22 protein-coding genes and 1 tRNA gene are annotated in these 21,800 nt (G+C 64.1%); 9 read left to right on the forward strand and 14 right to left on the reverse strand.

Annotated elements, in window-relative coordinates:
• Position 1 precedes the first annotated feature (1 nt).
• The 5 genes from Q6D67_RS16865 to Q6D67_RS16885 all read right to left on the reverse strand — a co-directional run bounded on the left by Q6D67_RS16865 (position 2) and on the right by Q6D67_RS16885 (position 5,470).
• Entirely contained in the window at positions 2-796 is a 795-nt protein-coding gene (locus Q6D67_RS16865; protein WP_304706845.1) for an enoyl-CoA hydratase/isomerase family protein, read from the reverse strand.
• A 474-nt stretch (positions 797-1,270) separates the two neighbouring features.
• The gene (locus Q6D67_RS16870; protein ID WP_304706846.1) at positions 1,271-2,878 is read right to left on the reverse strand and encodes a carboxyl transferase domain-containing protein; all 1,608 of its coding nucleotides are present in this window, start codon (positions 2,876-2,878) and stop codon (positions 1,271-1,273) included.
• A gap of 13 nt (positions 2,879-2,891) precedes the next feature.
• Positions 2,892-4,061, reverse strand: a complete 1,170-nt coding sequence (locus tag Q6D67_RS16875; protein ID WP_304706847.1) for an isovaleryl-CoA dehydrogenase — start codon at positions 4,059-4,061, stop codon at positions 2,892-2,894.
• 323 nt (positions 4,062-4,384) lie between these two features.
• Complete coding sequence (locus Q6D67_RS16880) at positions 4,385-4,765, reverse strand: MerR family DNA-binding transcriptional regulator (RefSeq protein ID WP_304706848.1); 381 nt, start codon at positions 4,763-4,765, stop codon at positions 4,385-4,387.
• 180 nt (positions 4,766-4,945) lie between these two features.
• Positions 4,946-5,470, reverse strand: a complete 525-nt coding sequence (locus Q6D67_RS16885) for a nuclear transport factor 2 family protein (protein ID WP_304706849.1) — start codon at positions 5,468-5,470, stop codon at positions 4,946-4,948.
• A gap of 142 nt (positions 5,471-5,612) precedes the next feature.
• Between Q6D67_RS16885 and birA the strand changes: the two genes are divergently transcribed.
• The 3 genes from birA to Q6D67_RS16900 all read left to right on the forward strand — a co-directional run bounded on the left by birA (position 5,613) and on the right by Q6D67_RS16900 (position 7,564).
• Positions 5,613-6,590 (forward strand): bifunctional biotin--[acetyl-CoA-carboxylase] ligase/biotin operon repressor BirA, encoded by a 978-nt coding sequence (gene birA / locus Q6D67_RS16890; protein WP_304706850.1) that lies wholly within the window; start codon positions 5,613-5,615, stop codon positions 6,588-6,590.
• Positions 6,587-7,345, forward strand: coding sequence for a type III pantothenate kinase (locus tag Q6D67_RS16895; RefSeq protein ID WP_304706851.1), 759 nt, complete (start codon positions 6,587-6,589; stop codon positions 7,343-7,345). Before birA ends, Q6D67_RS16895 begins: the two co-directional genes overlap by 4 nt.
• Before the next feature lie 143 nt (positions 7,346-7,488).
• A tRNA-Thr gene (locus Q6D67_RS16900) sits at positions 7,489-7,564 on the forward strand.
• A 16-nt stretch (positions 7,565-7,580) separates the two neighbouring features.
• Here the strand turns inward: Q6D67_RS16900 and Q6D67_RS16905 are convergent.
• Positions 7,581-8,381, reverse strand: a complete 801-nt coding sequence (locus Q6D67_RS16905) for a hypothetical protein (RefSeq protein WP_304706852.1) — start codon at positions 8,379-8,381, stop codon at positions 7,581-7,583.
• A gap of 440 nt (positions 8,382-8,821) precedes the next feature.
• On the opposite strand from Q6D67_RS16905, the gene Q6D67_RS16910 reads away from it, so the two are divergent.
• Complete coding sequence (locus tag Q6D67_RS16910) at positions 8,822-9,634, forward strand: universal stress protein (protein ID WP_304706853.1); 813 nt, start codon at positions 8,822-8,824, stop codon at positions 9,632-9,634.
• Positions 9,635-9,809: 175 nt separating this feature from the next.
• On the opposite strand, the gene Q6D67_RS16915 is transcribed toward Q6D67_RS16910, so the two are convergent.
• Entirely contained in the window at positions 9,810-10,250 is a 441-nt protein-coding gene (locus Q6D67_RS16915; protein ID WP_304706854.1) for a DUF2784 domain-containing protein, read from the reverse strand.
• 16 nt (positions 10,251-10,266) lie between these two features.
• Positions 10,267-11,181 carry an NAD(P)-dependent oxidoreductase gene (locus Q6D67_RS16920; protein ID WP_304706855.1) on the reverse strand — a complete coding sequence of 305 codons (915 nt, stop codon included), beginning with the start codon at positions 11,179-11,181 and terminating at the stop codon, positions 10,267-10,269.
• A gap of 58 nt (positions 11,182-11,239) precedes the next feature.
• On the opposite strand from Q6D67_RS16920, the gene Q6D67_RS16925 reads away from it, so the two are divergent.
• Positions 11,240-12,415 carry a cytochrome P450 gene (locus Q6D67_RS16925; RefSeq protein ID WP_304706856.1) on the forward strand — a complete coding sequence of 392 codons (1,176 nt, stop codon included), beginning with the start codon at positions 11,240-11,242 and terminating at the stop codon, positions 12,413-12,415.
• 5 nt (positions 12,416-12,420) lie between these two features.
• Here Q6D67_RS16925 and Q6D67_RS16930 read toward each other — a convergent pair whose 3' ends face one another.
• Positions 12,421-13,134, reverse strand: coding sequence for an SIMPL domain-containing protein (locus Q6D67_RS16930; RefSeq protein ID WP_304706857.1), 714 nt, complete (start codon positions 13,132-13,134; stop codon positions 12,421-12,423).
• Complete coding sequence (locus Q6D67_RS16935; protein WP_304706858.1) at positions 13,131-13,688, reverse strand: RimK/LysX family protein; 558 nt, start codon at positions 13,686-13,688, stop codon at positions 13,131-13,133. The genes Q6D67_RS16930 and Q6D67_RS16935 overlap by 4 nt, the downstream gene beginning before the upstream one ends.
• Before the next feature lie 136 nt (positions 13,689-13,824).
• On the opposite strand from Q6D67_RS16935, the gene Q6D67_RS16940 reads away from it, so the two are divergent.
• Positions 13,825-14,751, forward strand: coding sequence for an aminoglycoside phosphotransferase family protein (locus tag Q6D67_RS16940; protein ID WP_304706859.1), 927 nt, complete (start codon positions 13,825-13,827; stop codon positions 14,749-14,751).
• Between the two features lie 20 nt (positions 14,752-14,771).
• On the opposite strand, the gene Q6D67_RS16945 is transcribed toward Q6D67_RS16940, so the two are convergent.
• From Q6D67_RS16945 to Q6D67_RS16955, 3 genes are all read right to left on the reverse strand, one after another.
• Complete coding sequence (locus Q6D67_RS16945; protein WP_304706860.1) at positions 14,772-15,992, reverse strand: glycosyltransferase; 1,221 nt, start codon at positions 15,990-15,992, stop codon at positions 14,772-14,774.
• A 108-nt stretch (positions 15,993-16,100) separates the two neighbouring features.
• Positions 16,101-17,189: a nucleotidyltransferase family protein gene (locus Q6D67_RS16950; RefSeq protein ID WP_304706861.1), complete on the reverse strand. Its 1,089-nt coding sequence runs from the start codon at positions 17,187-17,189 to the stop codon at positions 16,101-16,103.
• Between the two features lie 20 nt (positions 17,190-17,209).
• A complete protein-coding gene (locus Q6D67_RS16955) occupies positions 17,210-18,346 on the reverse strand; it encodes a hypothetical protein (RefSeq protein WP_304706862.1) in 1,137 nt (378 codons plus the stop codon).
• A gap of 281 nt (positions 18,347-18,627) precedes the next feature.
• Here Q6D67_RS16955 and modA point away from each other — a divergent pair, with 281 nt between their 5' ends.
• From modA to Q6D67_RS16970, 3 genes are read left to right on the forward strand one after another with little or no spacing between them, the layout of a single operon-like run.
• On the forward strand, positions 18,628-19,407 hold the full coding sequence (gene modA, locus Q6D67_RS16960; RefSeq protein WP_304706863.1) for a molybdate ABC transporter substrate-binding protein: 780 nt from the start codon (positions 18,628-18,630) through the stop codon (positions 19,405-19,407).
• Positions 19,404-20,099, forward strand: a complete 696-nt coding sequence (modB, locus tag Q6D67_RS16965) for a molybdate ABC transporter permease subunit (protein ID WP_304706864.1) — start codon at positions 19,404-19,406, stop codon at positions 20,097-20,099. The genes modA and modB overlap by 4 nt, the downstream gene beginning before the upstream one ends.
• Positions 20,080-21,177: an ABC transporter ATP-binding protein gene (locus Q6D67_RS16970; protein ID WP_304706865.1), complete on the forward strand. Its 1,098-nt coding sequence runs from the start codon at positions 20,080-20,082 to the stop codon at positions 21,175-21,177. Before modB ends, Q6D67_RS16970 begins: the two co-directional genes overlap by 20 nt.
• 11 nt (positions 21,178-21,188) lie before the next feature.
• Here the strand turns inward: Q6D67_RS16970 and Q6D67_RS16975 are convergent, their stop codons facing one another.
• Positions 21,189-21,785, reverse strand: a complete 597-nt coding sequence (locus Q6D67_RS16975) for a uracil-DNA glycosylase family protein (protein WP_304706866.1) — start codon at positions 21,783-21,785, stop codon at positions 21,189-21,191.
• Between the last annotated feature and the right edge of the window lie 15 nt (positions 21,786-21,800).

Raw genomic sequence — 21,800 nt, forward strand, 5'->3', positions numbered from 1 at the left:
TTCAGTCCCCCAGCCAGTTGGGTTGGCGTTTTTCCAGGAATGCGCTCAGGCCTTCCTGGCCCTCCCTGGACACGCGGATGTGGGCAATACGCGCGCAGGTGTCTTCCACCAGCTCTGCGGTGATCTCTTCCCCGGCGACGTTGACGATCAGGTCCTTGGCGGCGCGCACCGCTTCCGGCCCGTTGCCGAGAATGGCGTCCACCAGCTGCGTCACCTCAGTGTCCAGCGCCTCCTCGTCGGCGATCTCGCTGATCAGTCCCAGCTGCAAGGCCCGGTGGGCGTCAAACCGCTCCGCGGTCAGGAAGTAACGCCGCGCCGCGCGCTCGCCGATCGAGCGGATCACATAGGGGCTGATCGTCGCCGGCACCAGCCCGATCTTCACTTCCGACAACGCAAACGTCGCCCCCCGCGTTGCCACCGCCATGTCGCAGCAGCTCACCAGCCCCACCGCGCCGCCAAAGGCAGCACCCTGGACCCGCGCAATCGTCGGCTGCGGCAGACCGAACAGCGCCTTCAGCATCCCCGCCAGCGCCTCCGCATCGCGCAGGTTGTGGCCGTAGTCATAACCCGCCATGCGTTGCATGTACTCAAGGTCGGCGCCTGCGGAGAAGTGCTTGCCGCTGGAAGCCAGCACCACCACCCGCACGTCCTCGCGCTCGGCGAGGGTGTCAATGGCAAGCCGCAGCTGGGCGACGATCACATCGTCGAAGGCGTTGTGCTTGGCCGGGTTGTTGATCGTCACCGTGGCGACGCCGCGGGCATCAATTGCTGTGATTACGGGTTCAGTGTTCATCATGTTCGATTCCAATTCGTTGCATTCAGTGCTGTCCACCATTGTTCTTGCCGGTGATCAGTGCTCCTCAGTACACGTTACCGGCACTCCGTACCCGGGCGTAGCGACGGGGATGGCCGGTCCGGACACGCTACAAGCACATCCATGTGCGCTCGGTGGCGGCCGTCCATGGCCGCCAACGGTCCGGCCCAGCCATCCCCGCCACTACGCCCTCGGCTGAGGAGCGAGTGTCGAGACATCCACCCATTTGTCTTAGCTTTGCCGCCATCCTTGCTGCAACGGAGTGCGAAAGTGGAGGCGTTGGGAGGGCGGAGAGGGGTAGGCGGGACCGTCGACGGCCATGGATGGCCGTCGCCGAGCCTACATGGACGTACTTGCGGCGTGTCCCGACTGCCCCTCTGCGTCCTCCCGGCGCCAGTGCCTGCGCTTGCATCAATACCGGCACCAGAGCTGGGTACGAAGTGCGGTTCAACGCGCTCACATCCGGAACACGCCGAAGCGTGTCTCCTCCACCGGTGCATTCAACGCCGCCGAAATTGCCAGTCCCAACACCATGCGGGTATCCGCCGGGTCGATCACCCCGTCGTCCCACAGCCGCGCCGAGGCGTAATAGGGGTGGCCCTGCTTCTCGTACAGCTCCAGCGTCGGCTGCTTGAAAGCCTGCTCTTCCTCGGCGGTCATGCTCTTGCCATCCCGCGCCAACTGGTCCTGCTTGACCGTGGCGAGGACGCCGGCGGCCTGCTCGCCGCCCATCACCGAGATGCGGGCGTTGGGCCACATGAACAGGAAGCGCGGCTCGTAGGCGCGGCCGCACATGGCGTAGTTGCCGGCGCCGAAGGAGCCGCCGATGATGACGGTGAATTTCGGTACATTGGCGCAGGCGACGGCGTGCACCATCTTGGCGCCGTGGCGGGCGATGCCGCCGGCCTCGTACTGCTTGCCGACCATGAAACCGGTGATGTTCTGCAGGAACACCAGCGGTATCTTGCGCTGGGCGCAGAGCTCGACGAAGTGCGCGCCCTTGACCGCGGATTCGCCGAACAGGATGCCGTTGTTGGCGATGATGCCCACCGGGTAGCCGTGAATGCGGGCGAAGCCGCAGACCAGGGTTTCGCCATAGAGGGCTTTGAATTCGTCGAACTCGGAGCCGTCGACCACGCGCATGATGACTTCGCGCACATCGTAGGGCTGGCGCGCATCCTTGGGGATCACCCCGTAGATTTCGCTGCTGTCGTACAGCGGCTCCACCGGCTGGCGCAGATCCATGGCCACGGGCTTGACCCGGTTCAGGCGCCCTATGGCACGGCGTACCAGTTCCAGGGCGTGGTGGTCGTTATTGGCGTAGTGGTCGGTGACCCCGGAAGTGCGGCAGTGGACGTCGGCACCGCCCAGTTCCTCGGCGCTGACCACTTCCCCGGTAGCGGCCTTCACCAGCGGCGGCCCGCCGAGAAAGATGGTGCCCTGGTTCTTGACGATGATGGACTCGTCCGCCATCGCCGGCAGGTAGGCGCCGCCGGCGGTGCAGGAGCCGAGCACGGCGGCGATCTGCGGGATGCCCCGGGCGGACATCCGCGCCTGGTTGTAGAAGGCGTGGCCGAAGTGGTCCTTGTCCGGGAATACCTCGTCCTGCAGGGGCAGGAAAGCGCCGCCGGAATCGACCAGATAGATGCAGGGGAGGTTGTTCTCGTCAGCGATGGTCTGGGCGCGGCCCTGCTTCTTCACGGTCAGCGGGTAGTAGGTGCCGCCTTTCACGGTGGCGTCATTGACGAAGATCATGCACTCCTGGCCAGCCACCCGGCCGATACCGGTGATGATGCCGGCGCCCGGGACGTCGTCGTCATAGACTTTGTACGCCGCCAGCTGGGACAGTTCCAGGAACGGTGACCCCGGGTCCAGCACCGCCTGCAGGCGCTGCCGGGGCAATAATTTGCCACGGGACAGGTGCCGCTCCTGGGCCTTCTGGCCGCCGCCTTCGCGCAGGCTCGCGACCAGTTGGCCCAGATCTTCGACCTGGCGCTGCATGTGGTCGCTGTTGGCCTGGAAGCCCTCGTCCCGGGGATTGAGGCGTGATTGCAGTACGGTCATGGGTGCGCTCCGGTCAGGCGGTTTCGTTGAACAGCTCGCGGCCGATCAGCATGCGGCGGATCTCCGAGGTGCCGGCGCCGATCTCGTAGAGCTTGGCGTCGCGCAGCAGGCGCCCGGCGTTGGCTTCGTTGGTGTAGCCGAAGCCGCCCAGGGCCTGGATCGCCTGCAGGGCCATCTGGGTCGCCTTCTCCGCAGTGTAGAGAATCACTGCCGCACAGTCCTTGCGGCTTTCCCGGCCACGGTCGCAGGCGGCGGCTACCGCATACAGGTAGGCGCGGGAGGCGGAGAGGTCCGTGTACATGTCCGCCAGTTTGCCCTGCATGAGCTGGAACTGGCCGATGCTCTGGCCGAACTGCTCGCGGGTGTGCAGGTAGGGCACCACTTCGTCCAGGCAGGCCTGCATGATGCCCACCGGGCCGCCGGACAGCACGGTGCGCTCGTAGTCGAGGCCGGACATCAGCACTTTCACGCCCTGGCCTTCGCCACGGAGGATGTTCGCCGCCGGCACCGGGGTGTTGTCGAACACCAGTTCGCAGGTGTTGGAGCCCCGCATGCCCAGCTTGTCCAGCTTCGGCGAGCGGGAGAAACCGGGGAAGTCGCGCTCGACAATAAACGCGGTGATGCCCTTCGAGCCCGCTGTGGGATCGGTCTTGGCGTAGATGATGTAGACATCGGCGTCGGGGCCGTTGGTGATCCACATCTTGTTGCCGGTCAGGAAGTAGCTGTCTCCTTCCTTGCGCGCCTGCAGCTTCATGCTGACCACGTCGGAGCCGGCGTTCGGTTCAGACATTGCGAGCGCGCCAACGTGTTCGCCGCTGCACAGTCTGGGCAGGTACTTCTGCTTCTGCTCCTCGCTGCCGTTCTTCTGGATCTGGTTCAGGCACAGGTTGGACATGGCGCCGTAGGACAGCCCCACCGAGGCCGACGCCCGGCTGATCTCCTCCATCACGATGCTGTGGGCCAGGTAGCCCATGCTGGAACCGCCGTAGGCCTCGTCCACGGTAATCCCGAGCAGGCCCATGTCACCGAACTTGCGCCACAGGTCCGCAGGGAATTCATTGTCGCGGTCGATCTGCGCCGCCCGCGGGGCGATTTCCTTCTGGCACATCTGGTAGACCGCATCGCGGAGCATGTCCAGTTCTTCGCCGAGGCCGAAGTCGAGGGTGGGGTAGCCGGTATTCATTGTCTTGTCCTGCCTGCTTCAATATTGTGGGCGCCCGCTCCGCGGGCGCATGGTTGCCGGAGTATCGCCCACAGAGTGGGCTCCAACAGGTTGGGCTCCCACTGGTCGGGGGCTCGCGTAGGAGCCCGCTCCGCGGGCGATTGGGTTGTCGAAGAATCGCCCACAGAGTGGGCTCCCACAGGAATAGAGTGGGCTCCCACAGGAATAGAGTGGGCTCCCACAGGAATAGAGTGGGCTCCTACAGGTTGGGGGTAGCGTAGGAGCCCGCTCCGCGGGCGATGGGTTGTCGGAGTATCGCCCACAGAGTGGGCTCCTACGGGGTGTCATTGTTTGCCCTCCAGCCCGCGCTCGCACAGGGCCTGAACCTCGTCCAAACCGGCGAGCATCTCCTCGATATCCTGCTTCTGGCGCTGCAGGTGGGCGCGCTTGTCCTGCACGGTACCTATCAGGGAGTGTAGCTGGTCGCGGTTGTTGTGCTCGGGGTCATACATGTCGATGAGCTCGACACTTTCCTGCAGGCTCATGCCGATGCGCTTGCCGCGCAGGATGAGCTTGATGCGAACCCGGTCGGCGGGGGAATAGAGGCGCCTCTGGCCCTCCCGGCGGGGGTGGATCAGGCCTTTCTCCTCGTAGAAGCGGATGGTCCGGGTGGTAACTCCGAACTCCTCGGCCAGCTCCGATATGCTGTAAGTGCGTGTAGCCACGTCTGCGGCGCGCCTCTTTCTATTTTCTCGTGGCAAACTATAGACCAAGTTTACGTTAACGTAAACGTTGGGGTGTGAGCGCGAATCCGCGGGCCGGATAGCCGGCCCCGGCAACTGTCAGGACCTGGCTGCAGAGACCGGCGGCGGCGCGCGGAAAGGTAGCGCGCCGCCGTGCCTGGCTCAGTTCGCGCTCAGCTGTTCCAGCAGCCGCGCTTTCATCGGCTTCACCCAGTTCTCCCGCAGCGCCGCAGACAGCAGCCCGGCGTCATCCAACTCATTGCACAGCCGCATCTGGTGGGCCAGGTCAAACATGTCGAACTGGCGCACAATCCGCGCCTCCTCGTTGAGGGTGATGAAAGAGACCCCCGGGGTTTCGTAGTGGCTGCCGTCCGGGCGCTGGCCCGGCCCGCGGTTCATCCAGTGGGTCACCAGGCGGTTGTCGCTGCCGGTGTAGACGCCCATGTAGGGAAAGGTCCAGCCCTCCCAGCCCACCTGCATGTCGCGCCCGTAGTGGGTGGCCTTGATCTCCTCGCTGCCGTTGGCGACGACCTTCATTACCCCGGCATATTCGCAGGTATAGACACAATCGCGGGCGTAGATCTCGTCGACAAAAAAGGTCCACTCGTTGTCGATGGAGGCCTGCTGGTGGGCGCGGATAAGTTTGTCGGCGGCGGCGCGCAGAGTGGCGTCATCGAGGCTAGGCATGGCGGATTCTCCATTTGTTATTAGCGCCCCTACTCTCCACCGATTTGGTGGCCGTGGCCAATAGTGGCGTTTGTTCAATTGAACCGCGCCAGTATTTGCTATCATCCGCGCTTTGTATCCTCAACGGCAGGCAGCGGCACAGATGCCCAAGACAACCCTCATACCCATGCTGGCGGACGGCGAATTCCATTCCGGCCAGGATCTCGCCGCCGCGTTGGGGGTGAGCCGCACCGCGGTCTGGAAGCAGCTCAACCGGCTGGAGGAACTTGGCCTGGCGGTGGAGTCGGTGAAGGGGCGGGGCTACCGCATTCCCGGGGGCGTGGAGCTGCTGGATGAGCTCACTGTTCGCGCCGGGCTGGATAGTCCGGTACTTGGGCTGCTGCGGGAACTGCAGCTGCTGGAAACTGTGGACTCCACCAATGCCGAGGCTCTGCGCCGGGTGGCCGCGGGCAGTGGCGCGGGTCTGGTGTGTAGCGCGGAGCAGCAGACCGCTGGCCGCGGTCGCCGGGGTCGAGCCTGGGTAAGCCCCTATGCGCGCAACATCTACCTGTCTCTGGTCTGGGAATACAACGAAGGTGCCGCCGCCCTCGAGGGCCTGAGCCTGGCGGTGGGGGTGGCCGTGACCCGGGCACTGGCGCACCTGGGCCTGCCGCCACTGCAACTCAAGTGGCCCAACGACCTGCTCTTTGCCGGCGCCAAGGTGGGCGGCGTGTTGCTGGAAATGGCCGGCGACGCTTCCGGGCGCTGCCAGGTAGTCATCGGGGTTGGCATCAACGTCGCCATGCCGCCAGCCGCGGCGCAGGCCATCGACCAGGCCTGGACCGACCTGGCGACGGTAGCGGGTGGCCAGGCGCCGGGCCGCAACGCGGTGGTGGCGAGCCTGCTGAATGAACTGCTGCCCCTGGCGGCGAGCTTTGCCCGCACCGGTTTTGCGCCCTGGCGTGATTCGTGGATGGCTCTGGACGCCTTCGCCGATGCGTCCGTGGTGCTGCACAGCGGCGAGCAGCGCCAGGCCGGCGTTGCCCGCGGTGTCGACGAACGCGGCGCCCTGCAGCTGGAAACCACCCTGGGACTGCGCCCCATCTACGGCGGCGAGATCTCGCTGAGGGCGGCCCCATGAGCGCGACTCTGTGCCTGCAATTCGACGTTGGCAACAGCAGCGCCAAATGGCGCCTGATGGCGGGAGCGGAGGTGCTGGCGCGCGGCGTCTACCGCCGCGAGGACGAAGACTCGCGCACGCAACTGCTGGCCTGCAGCGACGTGGTGGACCGGATCTGGATTGCCAGCGTCGCCAGCGAGGAAGCGGAGTGGCAACTCGGTACCCTGCTGGAGGAGCGCTGGCAGCTGGAACCCTGGTTTGCCCGCAGTGAGGCGCGCACCGGCACCCTGGTCAACAGTTATCAGCAGCCACTGCGTATGGGCGTGGACCGCTGGCTGGCGATGCTCGGCGCCTGGCACCGCCGGCCTGACCGCCTCTGTGTGGTCGATGCCGGCTCCGCACTTACTATCGACCTGGTGGATGCCAGCGGTCAACACGAGGGCGGCTACATCATCCCCGGGCCCTCGCTGATGGAGCGGGCCCTGCTGCTGGATACCGACCGGGTGCGCTTCGCTGAGGAAGCCGTCTATGACCTGGCGCCGGGCACCTCCACCGCCGAAGCGGTGCGCCACGGCATCGCGCTGGCACAGGCCGCTGCGGTGCGCGTGGCCATGGAGCAGTCCGCTGACCCGCAGCGCAGCCTGTACTTGTGTGGGGGCGGTGCCGAAACCCTGCAGCGTCTGCTGGGCGGCGCGGGCGAATGGATTCCTGACCTGGTGTTTGAAGGGTTGGAGGTGATGGCGGCCGAGCACGGGCTGGACAGAGGCTTCGTGTAGGGGCGGCCGGCCAAGTGCTGCCGGCTAGGCCCCGGCTAGGCGCCACAGCTAGGCGCCCCCCCAACGAAGTGCTATTGCATCACCCGGGGCCATTGTCTATCATTGCGCCCCCGCGGGAGGCCTGTCTCCCGCAGTGTCTTTTGGCTGGCGTAGCTCAGTAGGTAGAGCAGCTGATTTGTAATCAGCCGGTCGGGGGTTCGATTCCTCTCGCCAGCTCCAATCACACCGGGGGCCTTCAAAAGTGGTAGTCAGCGGAGAAGACCAGCGAGTTGAACCAGGCAAAATTGTAGACATCGTCAGTATCCGCACCGCCCTCGAGAGTTCGATACCCCATCCCCACCTTCCAGCGCTCATTCACGGTGTAATTCAGACGAATGCCCAGGTCGATCGCGCGGCCAGGTCCCCCCGCCAAACCATCGAGGTCTGCCGACAGGGACCAGTGATCGTCAAAGCGGTATTCCCCGCCCAGATACAGTAACGGCACCAGCCCGATATCATCATCACTGCTGCTGGTGCTGCCCTGTGTCAGCTTGATTTCGGCGTCACGCACTTTCAGCGTAGCGCCCACCCAGAAGTCCCAGTGTTCGCGTGCCAGCCAGTGATAGCGATAGCCCAGGCGCCAGGAGCTGAACCTGTACTCTGCTTTCACCTCCTCATCGGCGCTGTAGGACTGTCCGGCGAAGCGTGTTTCTTGCCCCAACTGGCCGTTTTCACTGTAGGACAGCGGTGCGAGCAAAAAGCGCAATCCGTGTTTTTCATTGATGTCCCAGGTACCTTCGACCCTGACGGCTGCCCACGGGCCGGAACCGGCCACATCTGCCAGGGAAAGCCTTGTGCCCTGCTCATCATTGGGAATCTGCACGTCGTTCTTTTCCTGCCAGCTTGCGCCCAGTTCAAGGTGCAGTGTGAACGGTCGGTCTGCTGCCACGGCGGGAATGGCAGTGGCCAGCGAGGCCGAAATTGCAACGGCTCGGGCAAGGTTTGCAGGGTAATAGGGCATGGTGATTTCCTTGGCTGGCGAGTGGGTTCTCTTCATCGGTCAGGACCTGCAAAGGTCAAGAACATTTACAGATTAGCCGATACGAGGGTACTGGCCGATCGGATTGTCCTGCAACGAGGAGTGTTGTCACGAGGACTCGGTGAACTCAACCATGTCCTTTTGCCATACCATGGTGTGGTAATGTCGCCGAATGGAGAAAAGGCGCCATCCTGAGCGCGCGCATCTGAACACAGCTAATGCGCGACTGAATTGACCTATGTCGCCTAAGCGTCATTCTGCTGACTGATTTTGGTGACACCTCGCCTTTTCTGTGCGACAACACAACAAGTCGCGAGCCAGTCGTTCCTCGCCAGTTTGGCAATTGACGGTTTCAGCGGAGTAACAACGCCGAAAACTGGTCAAATATCGTAGGTTAAACACTCAAAAATTGTTGATAATGACCGAAATATATCAACGTGCAGAAAGTGAGGTATTGCATGAGCACCACCCATTATCTAGTCGTATTTGATCCCACCCAGGAGCAACAGCCAGCGCTATCCCGAATGGTCGCGATTGCTGAGAATACTGATGCCGAACTACGGGTTTATTGTTGTATCCACGGGGATCTGCCGCGCGGTGACGACCAGGCAGCAGAAATTGAGAAGCGCATCGCGGCACAACAGCAGGTAATGGAGGCGGCCGTTGCGCCCCTGCGTGACAAGGGCATACCCGTCGAGATTGAGGTTGAGTGGGACAAGGACTGGTATCGGGCCGTAGTGAACGCCTCCGTGCGGCACAAAGTGGATGGCGTGGTCAAATCCTCTCACAGGCACTCTACGGCTCAGCGCCGACTGAAGAGAACATCAGACTGGACACTTATACGCGAGTGCAGTTGCCCGGTACTGCTGGTCAAGGGCGATGGCAGCAACCAGGCGGACATCATTCTCGCCGCCCTGGATACGCGTGGCGATCAGGATGCCTATCGCACACTCAACCAGAAGATCCTCGATATGTGCCGCGAATTTTTCGAACAGACTGACACCGAGGTGCACTATATTAGTGCCTACAAGGATCTCGTGAACCGGCCGGACAGGGGGTCTTTGATACGCGCCTGCGGCGTGCCGGGTGAGCGCGTGCACATCGTAATGGATGCGCCACACGATGCCATTATCAAAACAGCCAGTGAGATCAACGCGGGCATGGTGGTAATGGGCACCTCAGCGCGCGCGGGCCTCTCGGCAATGTTGAACAACAATGCTGCGGAGAAAGTCCTTGACCAGCTGGAGTGTGACTTGCTTGTCATGCCGTAACCTGTCGTCCGATGAAACCAGAACCCGCATTGGGTGGTAGGGTCTGTACCGGAGACATCCTTTACAGAACATGCCGGTGCGCCGGCCGCTGGACATATAGCTTACAGTTCCGGTACCAACGGTGCTCGCCGCCTGTCGGTTTCAGGACCATGCATTTCCAGAGTTGCGTGCCTTTTTACCGAGAGCTGTTCGACACTTTACGGCGAGCGGGAGGACATGCTCCGGTGCGGGATTTCCACTGGGGCGGAAAGCGCCGCCAGGCCACGACGACCAGCAGTCCGAATCCAGAATAGAGCAGCGCGAAGAACCAGAGCGGAGCGTCGAAATAGATCAGGCTCTGAAGCCAGTGTTCGATAAAGCTGGCCTCGTATCCGGGTCCGCCAGCCTGGCGGCGCAACCAGGATTCAAGCACCGTGAGGGGGCAGATTCGACCGAGCCAAGCCTGGAGGACAACGACACCGATTGCCAATAGATGCGGTACGCGAAACCAGGGCCGGTTAACCCAGTGCCAGTGGCGCAGGTTGCCTGCGACTATCAACAGCAAACCTCCGACAACGAAAACAACGATGGCGAAATGCAGCGCCAGTACCCTGTCGGCCAGGAGTTGGTAGGTCATAAATCCATCGCCAATTTCACGCCAGCGCCGGATAGCGTTCCCGGGCCATGGCCGCAAACCCCTCCCGCCAGCCGATCCGGCAGTTGCCCACCAGCTCGATACGACGCCGGTTGTCGGTTACCCGTGACGGTATCGACAGGCTGTCATCTTCGCGAAATTGCGGTTCACGCCCGGCCAGTTCCCCCAGGTAATGGCACCAGCTGCGTACATCCACCGGCTCGTCGCCACTCCAGTTGACGATGGTGGCGGGCACCGAGGCGGCGGCGAGCAGCCCTTCGACCTGACCGTTGATATCGTCCTGGTGAATGCAGGTGAACCAGGCCTCGCCGCCGGAGGGCAGCACGATCTCCTCGTCGCGCATGATGGCGTCGAGATGATAGGCCGGGAGCCCGCCGTTGGCGGAGTAAGAGACGTTCATGCGGGCAATGGTGGTGGGCAGGGCGTACAGGCGGGCGCAGCTGCGGGCCACGGCTTCCTGGGCGATCTTGGAAATGGCATAGGTGGGCGAGTAGGGCTGCTGGGAGTCCCCCAGGGGGTCACTTTCCTGAAACGCGTGACGCGGGTCGACGTGCAAGGCATACACTGCACAGGTGGACATCACCAGGCAGGCCTTGGCGCTCCGGCAGTGCGCCATCAGCAGTGCGGTACCCTCGGCATTGACCTGCAGGGCGTGGTCGTAGTCCTGGCCCGCCAGTTGAAACACCGCGAGGTGCAGGACGTAGTCGAAGTCCCGCGGCAGGTCCCCAAAATCGCCACTGGCAAGATCGATGCTGCGGGTTACCATGCCCGCCTGTTCACAGCGCTCGCGTGAGCCCGGCGCGCTGAAGCGGGCCACCCCCCAAACCTCGTTGTCGGCGGCGAGAAACTGCCCCAGCGGCAAGGCGATCTGGCCTGCCGCCCCGGTCAGGAGGATCTTCTGGTGCTGCAACATGGCGCTTCCATTTTTGCCTACAATGAAAAGATAATGACAAGTCTGTGAGGTAAACGCCATGATCACCGTCCCCAGCCTGATGCCGGACACTGATTTCGCCTACGACGAACTGCCCGACTTGCACCAGCGGCTGGATGAGTTGCGCGCCGTGGGGCCGGTGGTTCCCGTCACCTATCACGGCCAGACCGTGTGGCTGATCACGCGCTATCAGGAACTGAAGCAGGCCTTCGCCGACGAAGAGCACTTCGCCTCGAAGGCGGCCTACACCGTGCACTCGGAACCGTCGATGGGCAAAACCCTGCAGACCATGTCCGGGCAGCAGCACCGGGTCAATCGCACCCTGGTTTCCAAACCTTTCTTCCCCAGGCAGATCCGCGACGCGGTGGAAGCGGTAATCGCGCCGATTGCCGATGAATTGCTCGATCGTCTCAACGACCACGAAGAAGTCGATCTGGTGGCGGCCTTTACCCGTCCCTATCCCTTTTCCGTGATCGCCCGCATGCTGGGCATCCCGGTGGATGACGAGGGCAAGTTGCTGGAGTGGGCGCTGAAGCTGATCGACTACCCCTGGGATCCTGAGGGCGCACTCCGGGCCCGCAGCGAGTTTGCCGAGTACATGCAGCCGATTCTCGATGAGCGCAGGGAACGCCCGGGGGACGATGTGATCTCCCTGCTGGCCACCGCTGAATTCGAGGGCCAGCGCCTCAGCGACGAGGAAATCTACTCCTTTCTGCGACTGCTGTTTCCGGCGGGCTCGGACACCACCTACAAGGTCGCTGGCAGCCTCTTCTATGCGATTCTCTCCGATCCCGTGGTGCGCGAGCAGGCCATGACCGACAACACGGCGCGGGAAGCGATCGTGCAGGAGGCGCTGCGCTGGCAGCCGCCCACCGCCCTGCTGCCGCGCCGCTGCAGCAAGGATACGGAGCTGGCGGGAGTTGCCATCAAGGAAGGCGACTGGATCCTGTTTGGCATCACCGCGGCCCATCGGGACCCGGAGGTGTTCGACAACCCTGACCGTTTCGACCCCGCGCGCACGGAAAAGAACCTCGCTTTTGGCCATGGCGAGCATTTCTGCCTGGGCTCGCACCTGGCGCGCCGCGAGCTGGAAACCGCCATTGAGCGGGTATTCAGCCGCTTTCCGAACATGCGCCTGTGCCCGGACAAACCTGCCCGCTTCAGTGGCGCAGTGCTGCGGGGAACGCCCGAACTGTGGGTGCGTCCCTACGGCTGACCTGTCTATTCCAGCGCGTACTGGAACGTGCTGACCACCCGCAGGCGCTTCACTCGCGAGCTGCCGTCATCCCAGTCACTGCCGTCGCTGCCGGTGATGCGGATGACACCCTGGTTGGCTGAGCGCAGGGCGCCGACCCGGGCCCCGGCCTCGGCGGCGAATTTTTCCGCCTGTTCGCGGGCATTGCGCGTAGCTTCCGCCAGCAGCGCCGGCTTGACCTCGTTGAACCCGCGCAGCTGGTAGCGTGGCCCGCTGCCGCCCTCGATTTCCACGCCGGCCTCGATCAGCGGGTCAATGCCGAGCGCGGTGGCTTCCACCAGGCCGACCCGGGCGGACTGGACGATGACCATGCCGCTGCCGGTATAGCGCAGGGGCTGGTTGCCCGCGCCGTACTCGCGTGAATAGGCATCCTGCACCTGCAGTGGCCTGATCTCCACCTCATCCGCGGTGAAGCCTGCGTCCGCGAGAAAGCTGGTCACCCGCGCCCGGTCCTCGGCCAGCGCCTGCTGGACCTCGGCGAAGGCGCTGCCGGCGCGGCGGAAGGTCAGGTTCCAGGCCGCGAAATCGCTTTCGACGTCAGCCTCGGCGAGGCCCTTGATAGTGACTGAGCGGTCCTCCAGTTTAAAGCGCTGGAGGCCGTCGCCAACTGTCCAGCCGGCGGCCGCAACACCCAGCGCCAGTACCAGGGCCGCCAGCCAATAACCCGGTTTGCCAGTCATGCGGCGCTGGCTTCGGCGTCATCCCCAGGCTCGCAGGACGGCCGGGTGAGATAGGTCGAATTCACGTCCACCAGGCCCAGGTCCTGCAGGGTGCGGCGCCCGATCAGGACCGGGTAGATCATCTCGCCGCGATCGCGCAGGGAGAACTGCTCGCTATGAATCTGGTCGCCGATGCAAAGGTCCAGCCTCACCACCGGCCGCCGGTCATCGCCGCCGGCGCCGCGTACCAGGATGAATCGCTCTACTGGCAGCGCCATCGGCGTCAGCAATTGTTCGCCGCTGGCGGCGTCTTCCAGTTCCAGTTCGAACTCAACCCAGTCTTCTCCATCCCGGTCACGCAGCTCAATGGCTGTGGCATGCATGGAGGATGTCAGGGCGCCGGAATCGAGCTTGACCTTCACCGTGGCCCCGACGGGCATCACGATGGCTTTCTCGACCCAGCCCAACACCCTGGCTTCTTCAGCGTCGCTGGCGGAAGCCGCGGTCAGGGTTGAGGCCAGCAGCCCCAGCAGGCACAGGGAAAGCCGTGACAGCGACAGGCGTAATTGTTGCATGCGATCTCCAAAGATTCTTGTACAGGCACCGCTAGCGGATCACCTGTCTGGTCAGAATAACTGCGTTGCCCCAGTAGACCGCGGAACAGGTGTTTTTATCCGCGAATCCGTTAGAGTAAGTCCACGACGTACTGGAATGATAACAGGGCGAATGCAGGTGGAGTGGCAGGGGGCATTGGCACGGCACTTCGGAAGTGATCTCAATCTGCTGTTGCAGCAGTTTGGCGCCGAGGTTGTGCATGCCGAGGAGCTGACCCGCCTTGTCTCCCGGCGCCAGCGCAAGGCCGTATTCAAACTGAAGCTCGCGGACGGGCGGCTGCTAAAGGCGCGGCGCTTCAGGACCGGGCAGGAAGTCGTCCTTGCCGCCGCCCTGGCACCTTTGCTGGATGGCAGACACTACTCGCGGGTGCTGGCTAATCTGGGGACCTCGACGCTTGAGGAGTGGAGGTCCGGGACGGTCCTTGCCGCCGAGGCCGTTACGACAGGGCATGCACGCAAGGCCGGCGAACTGCTGGGGCGGTTGCATATGACCACCGGGCTGCCCGGCCCCGAAGCCGCGCCGGTGCTGATGGTAGCAGAACATCTCGGCCTTATGCAGGAGCACCTTGCCGCCCTCCTTGAGCAGGGCGTGCTGGCATCGTCTGACGCTGCGTCCCTGCTGGAGCTTGCCCTCGGCACAATGCCTGCACACTTTGAGGCGGGGCTTATCCACGGTGATTTCTGTATTGAGAACATGGTGGTTAGCAGCTCTGGGGAACTGGTGCTGATCGACAATGAGAGCATGTGCGTCGGTCCCCTGGATTTCGATATCGCACGTGCCTGGTGTCGCTGGCCGATGACCACTGCTGCCCGCGCCGGGTTCGTCACAGGGTATACACAGTTCCGTGGCTTGGAATCCTTCACCCCGCACTGCCAGTTCTGGGCAATAAGGGCACTGTTGATGTCGGTATATGTGCACCTCAAGCATGAGCGGCCCTGTCAGCCTGCAGTAACGGCTCTCAAACGCCTGGCTGCGGGCGCGGAGAGCGGCTACTGGGCCTCGCTTGCCCAGGTCGAGAGGTAGTTCGCCAGGGCTTGCCACATTCAGGCTAACGCGAGAATCCGCTCAATCACTGTCGGTCTGGCGGCCATGACGGCGAGTTCCCAGGTTCTGGCGTCGGCCAGGCGCTGGCTGAGCTCGCCCCTCCCGCACTGGATACGCTGCAGCGCGGCGTGAATATTGCTGGCAGTGACGGTTCCGCGGATTTCCGTCGTCAGCGTCTCTGCCAGGCCCAGCTCTCCGCAGCGGCGAGCCAGCCCCGGTTGGTCAGAAAAGAAAGGGTAAGAAAGCATGGGGACACCGTGAAAGATTGCCTCATGCGTGGAATTCAGCCCCTGGTGGGTAAGAAAAACGCCGGCCTGTGCCAACACCTGCCTCTGGTCGACGTACTCTTCGAGGCGGACACGGGGGCCAGCGATTCCTGCAGGTACGCATTCCCGGGATTGGCCGCCCAGTGCGATCAGCACGGCGAGGTCGCCTCGATCATGTGCGGCCTGGGACAAGGCTTGCAGCAGTGTCCAGGCAGCGTCCGCGTAGTAGCGCCAGATGACCGTGCCCAGCGATGCGTAAATCTTGCTGGTGCCTTCTTCCGCAGAGGGGAATGGGTTGGCATTTCGCGTGCTGCCGGTTGGAGAGGGCTGGTCATCACCCAGTGAGCCAAAAAAAGCGCAGGGTTCAAAAGCGCTTCGCTCAGCAGGGGTGAGGAATTCAGGCGGCTCGCAAATCAGGTTCAGCTGCGTGCTCAGCCCACCCATGTAGCTGAAGGGGGAAGCATCCGCCAGCCCATAGCGATCCCGCAGTGTGGCAACTGCTCGCAGGCAGGCGTCATCAAGCTGGACCCGCGGGTCCAACTGCAGCTCCGACATGGCGGTTCGCGGTGGCATATTATGCCCGGGACAGATATTCACGCGCGGCAGCTGCAAGCACTCTGCTACCGGACGCGCAATCACGGCGAAAGCGTCATGGATGATCAGATGTGGCGCCAGCGTCGCGACCTCCGCGATGACCGACTCGGCAAAGTGGGCGGCAAAGCTGACGTAGCGGCAGGGTATCGGACGGGAACGGTTGTCCGCCGCTGCCAGCGGCCGTTGCCGGAACAGATCGTGGAAGACACCCCCGCTGGCCTTGATTGCGCTGCGGAAGCGCTGGTCGCTGAAGACATGGGGCTCGACGCCGACCTCTGTGAGGTTTGCGATTATTGGCAACAGACGTTTCATATGGCCGAATTCGGGCATGCAGAACAGCGCGATTCTGATACGGGCCATCGTCAGTGCAACTCCTCTCTCGAATCGGCTTTGACGTCCCGGTAAAGCGGTAAAGACATCCTTCCGCCAGTCCATGGTTGAGTTTTTTCAGACATGGAGCACTGGTAGCTAGCCGGGCCTGGGTTTGCCTGGCTTGCGGTAGTGCCAGAGTCGGGCGGGCAGCGTCAGGGACCGGCCCGCCCAGTAGCGAGGCATGGACACGGGCAGCAGGCGGGAAAATAGCAGGCGGTTGCCCAGATGTCGCCGCGGCCGGCCATATATCGCGAGGGCTTGTTGCCTGCTTTCCACCAGCAGCAGCTCCCGTCGGCGGTCTAGTGCCTGCGCCAGCCGCGGGCAGTCGCTACTTGCGTCCAGCAGCAGCAGACAAAAAGCCAGTACATTCAGTACCAGCTTGAGGCTGCCCTCGGAGCTGCGCCCGGCAAGGAAAGCATCCCAGTCGGTGCCCTGGTCCAGAGCCCGCAGAATCATGTAGAGATCCCAGACCTTTTTCAGGTTGTGCTTTCCGGTCTGGATATCGGTGCCCAGGCCGACCGCTACAATCAGCAGTGTGTCCAGGTCGGACAGGGTTTGGTAGTGGACGCCGGCGACAGTAAACGTCTGGGCCTGCTGCCACATCTCTGCGCTGTCAAACTGGATCCCCGGTAGCCTGCGAATGGTGTGGTGAATATCGACCGCCCCGGCGTCGCCCCTGACGTCGATGGCGTGAATGCCCCAGATGCGGTTGCGGGTGTCGAGCTGGGCGTGCGCGGGCGCGTTCAGGCCCGCCCTGGCAAGGGCCTGCACGGTGAGGTCAAGGTCTTGCGGCCTTACCAGGATGTCCACGTCCCACATGAAGCGCTTGTCCATATCGCCGAAGAAACGCTGTGCCAGGTACAGGCCCTTGAGAAGCAGATAGGGGATCCCGGCCGCGGTGAGCTGCTGGTCTATGATTGGCAGCAGGGCGCGGCAGCGGCTGGCCCGCGCCAGTTGTTGCGCGGCTGCGGCCTCGAGGGCCGCAATGCCCGCCGCGGGCAGGTAGTCCTGCAGTGGGAGTTCGCCGGCCAGCATATGGAAGTGGCCGGCCAACTTGCTCTGCACCAGCAGCGTACACATTTCCTCCGTATGAGCTGCCGCTGCAGCCAGCAACGCCGTGGCCCTCGCGGTATCACCCTCAAGTAACAACCGTAGCAGATCGCTGATCAGACGCTGTGTTGGCAAAGTTGCATGCAGTGGAAAGCTCAATTGCCGGGATCCGGGCTGCAATCGTGATTCAGTAACTCCAGCAAGGCGTCGGCCCCGCGGCTGTCCCGATAACTGTCCCTGCCCAGCAGGCACTCCCAGGCAGGAACAGACGCTGCGAGTTGTTGGCACAAGGTGTGGTCATCGGGCGCCCGCCTGCGGGTAAGGCCGGTTGGCAAGACCGTGAATACCTCGGACAACCGGTCGGGGCCGATATGCCCAAACAGCCCCTGTCGGAGCTGCATGCTGGCTGTGCTGGCGTCCAGCCGGCGCAGCTCCAGGCCGCCGGGCTGCCCGCTCTGGCGCGGGAACAGCAGCACGGCTGCCTTTGCCTCGGCCACAGGCTCGCGCCCCAGCAGGGTGCAAAACTGCCGTGGCGTAATGCTCCCGGCCCCTTGTTTCGCCGGTATTAGCGCCAGTTTTTCCGGCTGCTGGGCCTCTGCCAGCGTGGCGCGGCAGCGGTAGCCCCGGGCGCCGATTTGCTCTCTCATCCCGGGAAACAGGTCCATGGTTCCGTCGCGTATCGAGACAATGGTTGGCATGCCACGGACCGTAGTCGCCGCGCCTGCAGTTCTCACCAGGAGGCGGTCGTTGGTGAGGAAGCCACCAGGAGAGCGGGTGAGAGCATAGGTCAGCAGGCTGGTCTTGCCGGCCTCCCGGCGGCCACTGATGATGGCCGCGCGGCCGTTGAGGGAGAAGGCGGATGCGTGCAGAAACCGGTGCCCGCGCAATTGAGCGATGCCCATGGCCAGTTCCCGCACTACCCGCATCAAGTTGATGCGGGAGTCGGTATGCGCCTCAGCAGCAACCAGCTCAATGTGCTGTTCGCGGACCAGATAAAACAGGTGATGATCGGCATCGTAAAGCGCAATGTCATGGCCCGGCACGTTCCAGCAGGGCAGGTCCAGGGTTCGGGTGTCCAGCATGAAGACCCGGCGTTGCCCGCCCAGAGGGCCGCCCGCCCGCAGATCCTGGAACCTGGCACCGTCATAGGTGAGCGTCACAGTTACATCGGGGGTATCCCCGATGGGCGCGAACCAGGGAAGCAGGAACTCCTCCAGCCAAACCGCATCATCGCTTGCATCGGTGCCAACGCATACTTTCAGACCTTCGTAGTTGAGCATTACCCTGGTCATTGCTTGCTGTCCCGCGTCACGCCGCCGCAGTGCCCATGTCGCGGGGTCACAGGCATCCGACGCAGGACAGGCTAGCAGCCCCGGGTTTTTATTCCAAGGCCCGGGCGCTGGGTCGGGTTGCTGGAAGTCGCGCCCTGCCGCTCAAGCCCGGGGCTGGACCTGGGCGCGCAGTGTGGACAGTCTTGGCTTGCCCGCCGCGCGGCAAGCAAAAGCAAGGCTGCCCTCGGTACCCGCTCTGGCGCGTGATAGGATTCCCATAATTGAAGAGTGGAGAGACCGATTTGCTGCTGATCCGGTGTACTGTTGCGCTGGGGCTGGCCATGCTGCTGCCGCTATCGCTGCGCGCAGCCGATCCGGTCATCGCCGCCGCCTCCGATCTCAAATTTGCCCTGGACGAAATTGCCGGCGCCTTCACCGTCGATACCGGACACGAGGTGCGCCTGACCTACGGTTCCTCCGGGCTGATGGCAACCCAGATCCGCAATGGCGCACCGTTTCAGCTTTATTTGTCGGCGGATGAGGACTACGTGCTGCAGCTACACGCGGATGGCTACACCCGCGACCAAGGGACGCTATACGCCGCGGGACGGCTGGCCCTGGTGGTGCCCCACAATTCCCCCTTGCCTGTGGCTGGCAATCTGGACGGCCTCGGGCTGGCGCTGCGGGCTGGGCAGGTCCGGCGTTTCGCGATTGCCAATCCGGAACATGCGCCCTACGGCGCGCGGGCCCGGGAGGCGCTGCAGCATGCCGGGCTCTGGGAGCTTGCGCTGCCGCGGCTGGTGTATGGCGAGAACGTGTCCCAGGCAGCGCAGTTCGCCACTGGCGGCTCCGCCGAGGGCGGCATCATTGCCCTCTCCCTTGCACTGTCGCCGGCACTGGCGGCGGTTGCGGATTACGCGGTCATCCCCGCCAGCTATCACGCGCCGCTGCTGCAGCGAATGGTGTTGCTGCAAACGGCGGGTGCCACCGCGGAGGCATTCTATGCCTACCTGCAGCAGTCTGCCGCGCGCGCGGTGATGCGGCGTTATGGCTTTACCCTGCCGGACGAAGAGCTGCAGTGAACAGCAGCGGCCTGGATTTTACTGCCCTGCGCCTGTCCCTGGAGCTGGCGGGGGTGACGGTGCTGTTGCTGTTGCCGCTGGCGCTGATGACGGCACGTTTTCTCGCCTGGCGGCGTTTTCCCGGCAAGTCCCTGCTGGAGGCGGCACTGGCGGTGCCCCTGGTACTGCCACCGACGGTGGTCGGCTACTACCTGCTGGTCGGGATGGGCAGCGGTTCCTGGCTGGGAGGCTGGGTGGAACGCATTACCGGGCAGTCCCTGGTATTCAGTTTCTCCGGGCTGGTGGTGGCCTCGGTGATCGTCAACATCCCTTTTGCGGTACAGCCCATGCAGCGCGCCTTGGAGGCTATTCCGGGCGAAGTGCGGGATGCTGCCGCCTGCTGCGGCATGGGTTTCTGGCGCACCCTGCTGACGGTGGAGCTGCCGCTGGCGTGGCCGGGGGTGGTCACCGCCTTTGTGCTGACATTCGCCCATACCCTCGGCGAGTTCGGCGTCGTGTTGATGGTGGGCGGTAGCATCCCCGGGGAGACCCAGACCATCGCCATCGCAATTTACGACCGGGTACAGGCTTTTGACTACACCGCCGCCGGGCAGATGTCGCTGCTGCTGCTGGTGTTTTCGCTGCTGGTGCTGGCGCTCGCTGGCGGCTGGGGCCGCCGCATCGGGAGACGGGATGCCCTGCCCAGGATCTGACTTCCGGCTCTCTGTCACCCTGGGGCAGCCGGTGCCGATCTCGGCGGAACTTGCCTGCGGCGGCGGGGAGCTGCTGGCCCTGGTGGGGCCTTCCGGGAGTGGCAAATCCACCTTGCTGCGACTGGTTGCGGGCCTGGTTCGGCCGGTACAGGGGCGCATAGAGTGTGGCTCTGCTTGCTGGTTCGACAGTGCCCGTGGCCTGCACCTGTCGCCGCAGCAACGCCGGGTCGGTTTCGTGCCCCAGCACTACGGCCTGTTTCCGCACATGACAGCCCTCGGCAATGTCATGGCGGGGCTGCACGCGCTGCCGGCCCGGGAGCGCGCAGCCAGGGCGCGGCAGTGGCTGGCCAGGGTCCACCTGGCGGGTCTGGAACAGCGACGGCCGGCGGAGCTTTCCGGGGGTGAGCAGCAGCGGGTGGCGCTGGCGCGGGCGCTGGTTGGCGAGCCGTCCATACTGCTGCTGGACGAGCCCTTTTCGGCGGTGGACCAGGTTACCCGGCAGACGCTTCACCTGGAACTGGCGGAGCTGAAGCAGGAGTTGGGGATTCCGGTGATTCTCGTCACCCACGACCTGGACGAGGCCCTGTTGCTCGCGGATCACATGACCCTGCTGGCGCGTGGCCACACCCTGCAGTCGGGGCGCCCGCAAGCCGTCATGGCGGCGCCAGTCAACGCGGAGGCGGCCCGCCTGCTGGGGATGCGCAACCTGCTGCCCGGTACACTGCTGCGCCACGATAAAACTGCTGCTACCAGCTGGATCCGCGCCGGCAGCGTGGAGCTTGCGGCGGCGCTGGCGCCGGACCTGGACCCGGGAACCTCTGTGGTATGGATGGTGCCGCCCGGTGCCATGCGCCTGACTGCAGGTGCGGCGGCGTCACCTGCGGATTCGCTACGAGTCTGTATCCACAGTTTGCTGCCGCTGGGAGACAGCGTGCGGGTCTCCGCCAGCATCCCGGGGCTGGGCGCGCCTCTGTATCTGCAGATTCAACCGGCAGAGGTGGCCGCGCTGAACCTGCAGGCCGGGAGTGAGGCCCGGGTGGAATTTTCCCGCGCGAAGATACGCTTGTTGCGTGCCTAGGAGGTCGCGCCTCAGGGCGCGTGCTGCAGAATCTCTGCCACCCGCTCGCGCAGTGCCGGCAGCAGCTCTGCCGCGAACCAGGGATTGTTCCGCAGCCAGCGATTGTTGCGCGGGCTGGGGTGGGGCAGGGGAACCAGCATCGGCCAGGACTGCCGCCAGGCGAGCACGCGCTGGGTGACGGATTTCCTGCCGCCGCCCAGATGCCAGGCCTGGGCATACTGGCCCAACAGCAGGGTGAGCTGTAGCCGCTGCAGCTGCGCCAGCAGCGGCGCCCGCCAGGTGGCCGCGCATTCCGGGCGCGGCGGCAGGTCGCCCGCCTTGCCGCTGCCCGGGTAGCAGAATCCCATCGGCAGCAGGGCCAGCAGGCGCTCGTTGTAGAATTGCGCGCGATCCACGCCCAGCCATTCCCGCAAGCGCTCGCCACTGGGATCGTTGAAGGGAATACCGGTTTCGTGGACCTTGCGGCCGGGCGCCTGGCCGACCACCAGGATGCGCGCCGCCGGATGCAGCTGTACCACGGGCCGTGCACCCAGTGGCAGTTCCGGTTCGCACAGGGTGCAGGCGCGGACCTCGGTCAGCAGTTTGTTGCAGGAAGAGCGTGTGGACACGGTCGATTTCAGTCC

It is taken from the genome of Haliea sp. E1-2-M8 (assembly GCF_030649675.1).
Taxonomy (GTDB): Bacteria; Pseudomonadota; Gammaproteobacteria; order Pseudomonadales; family Halieaceae; genus Haliea.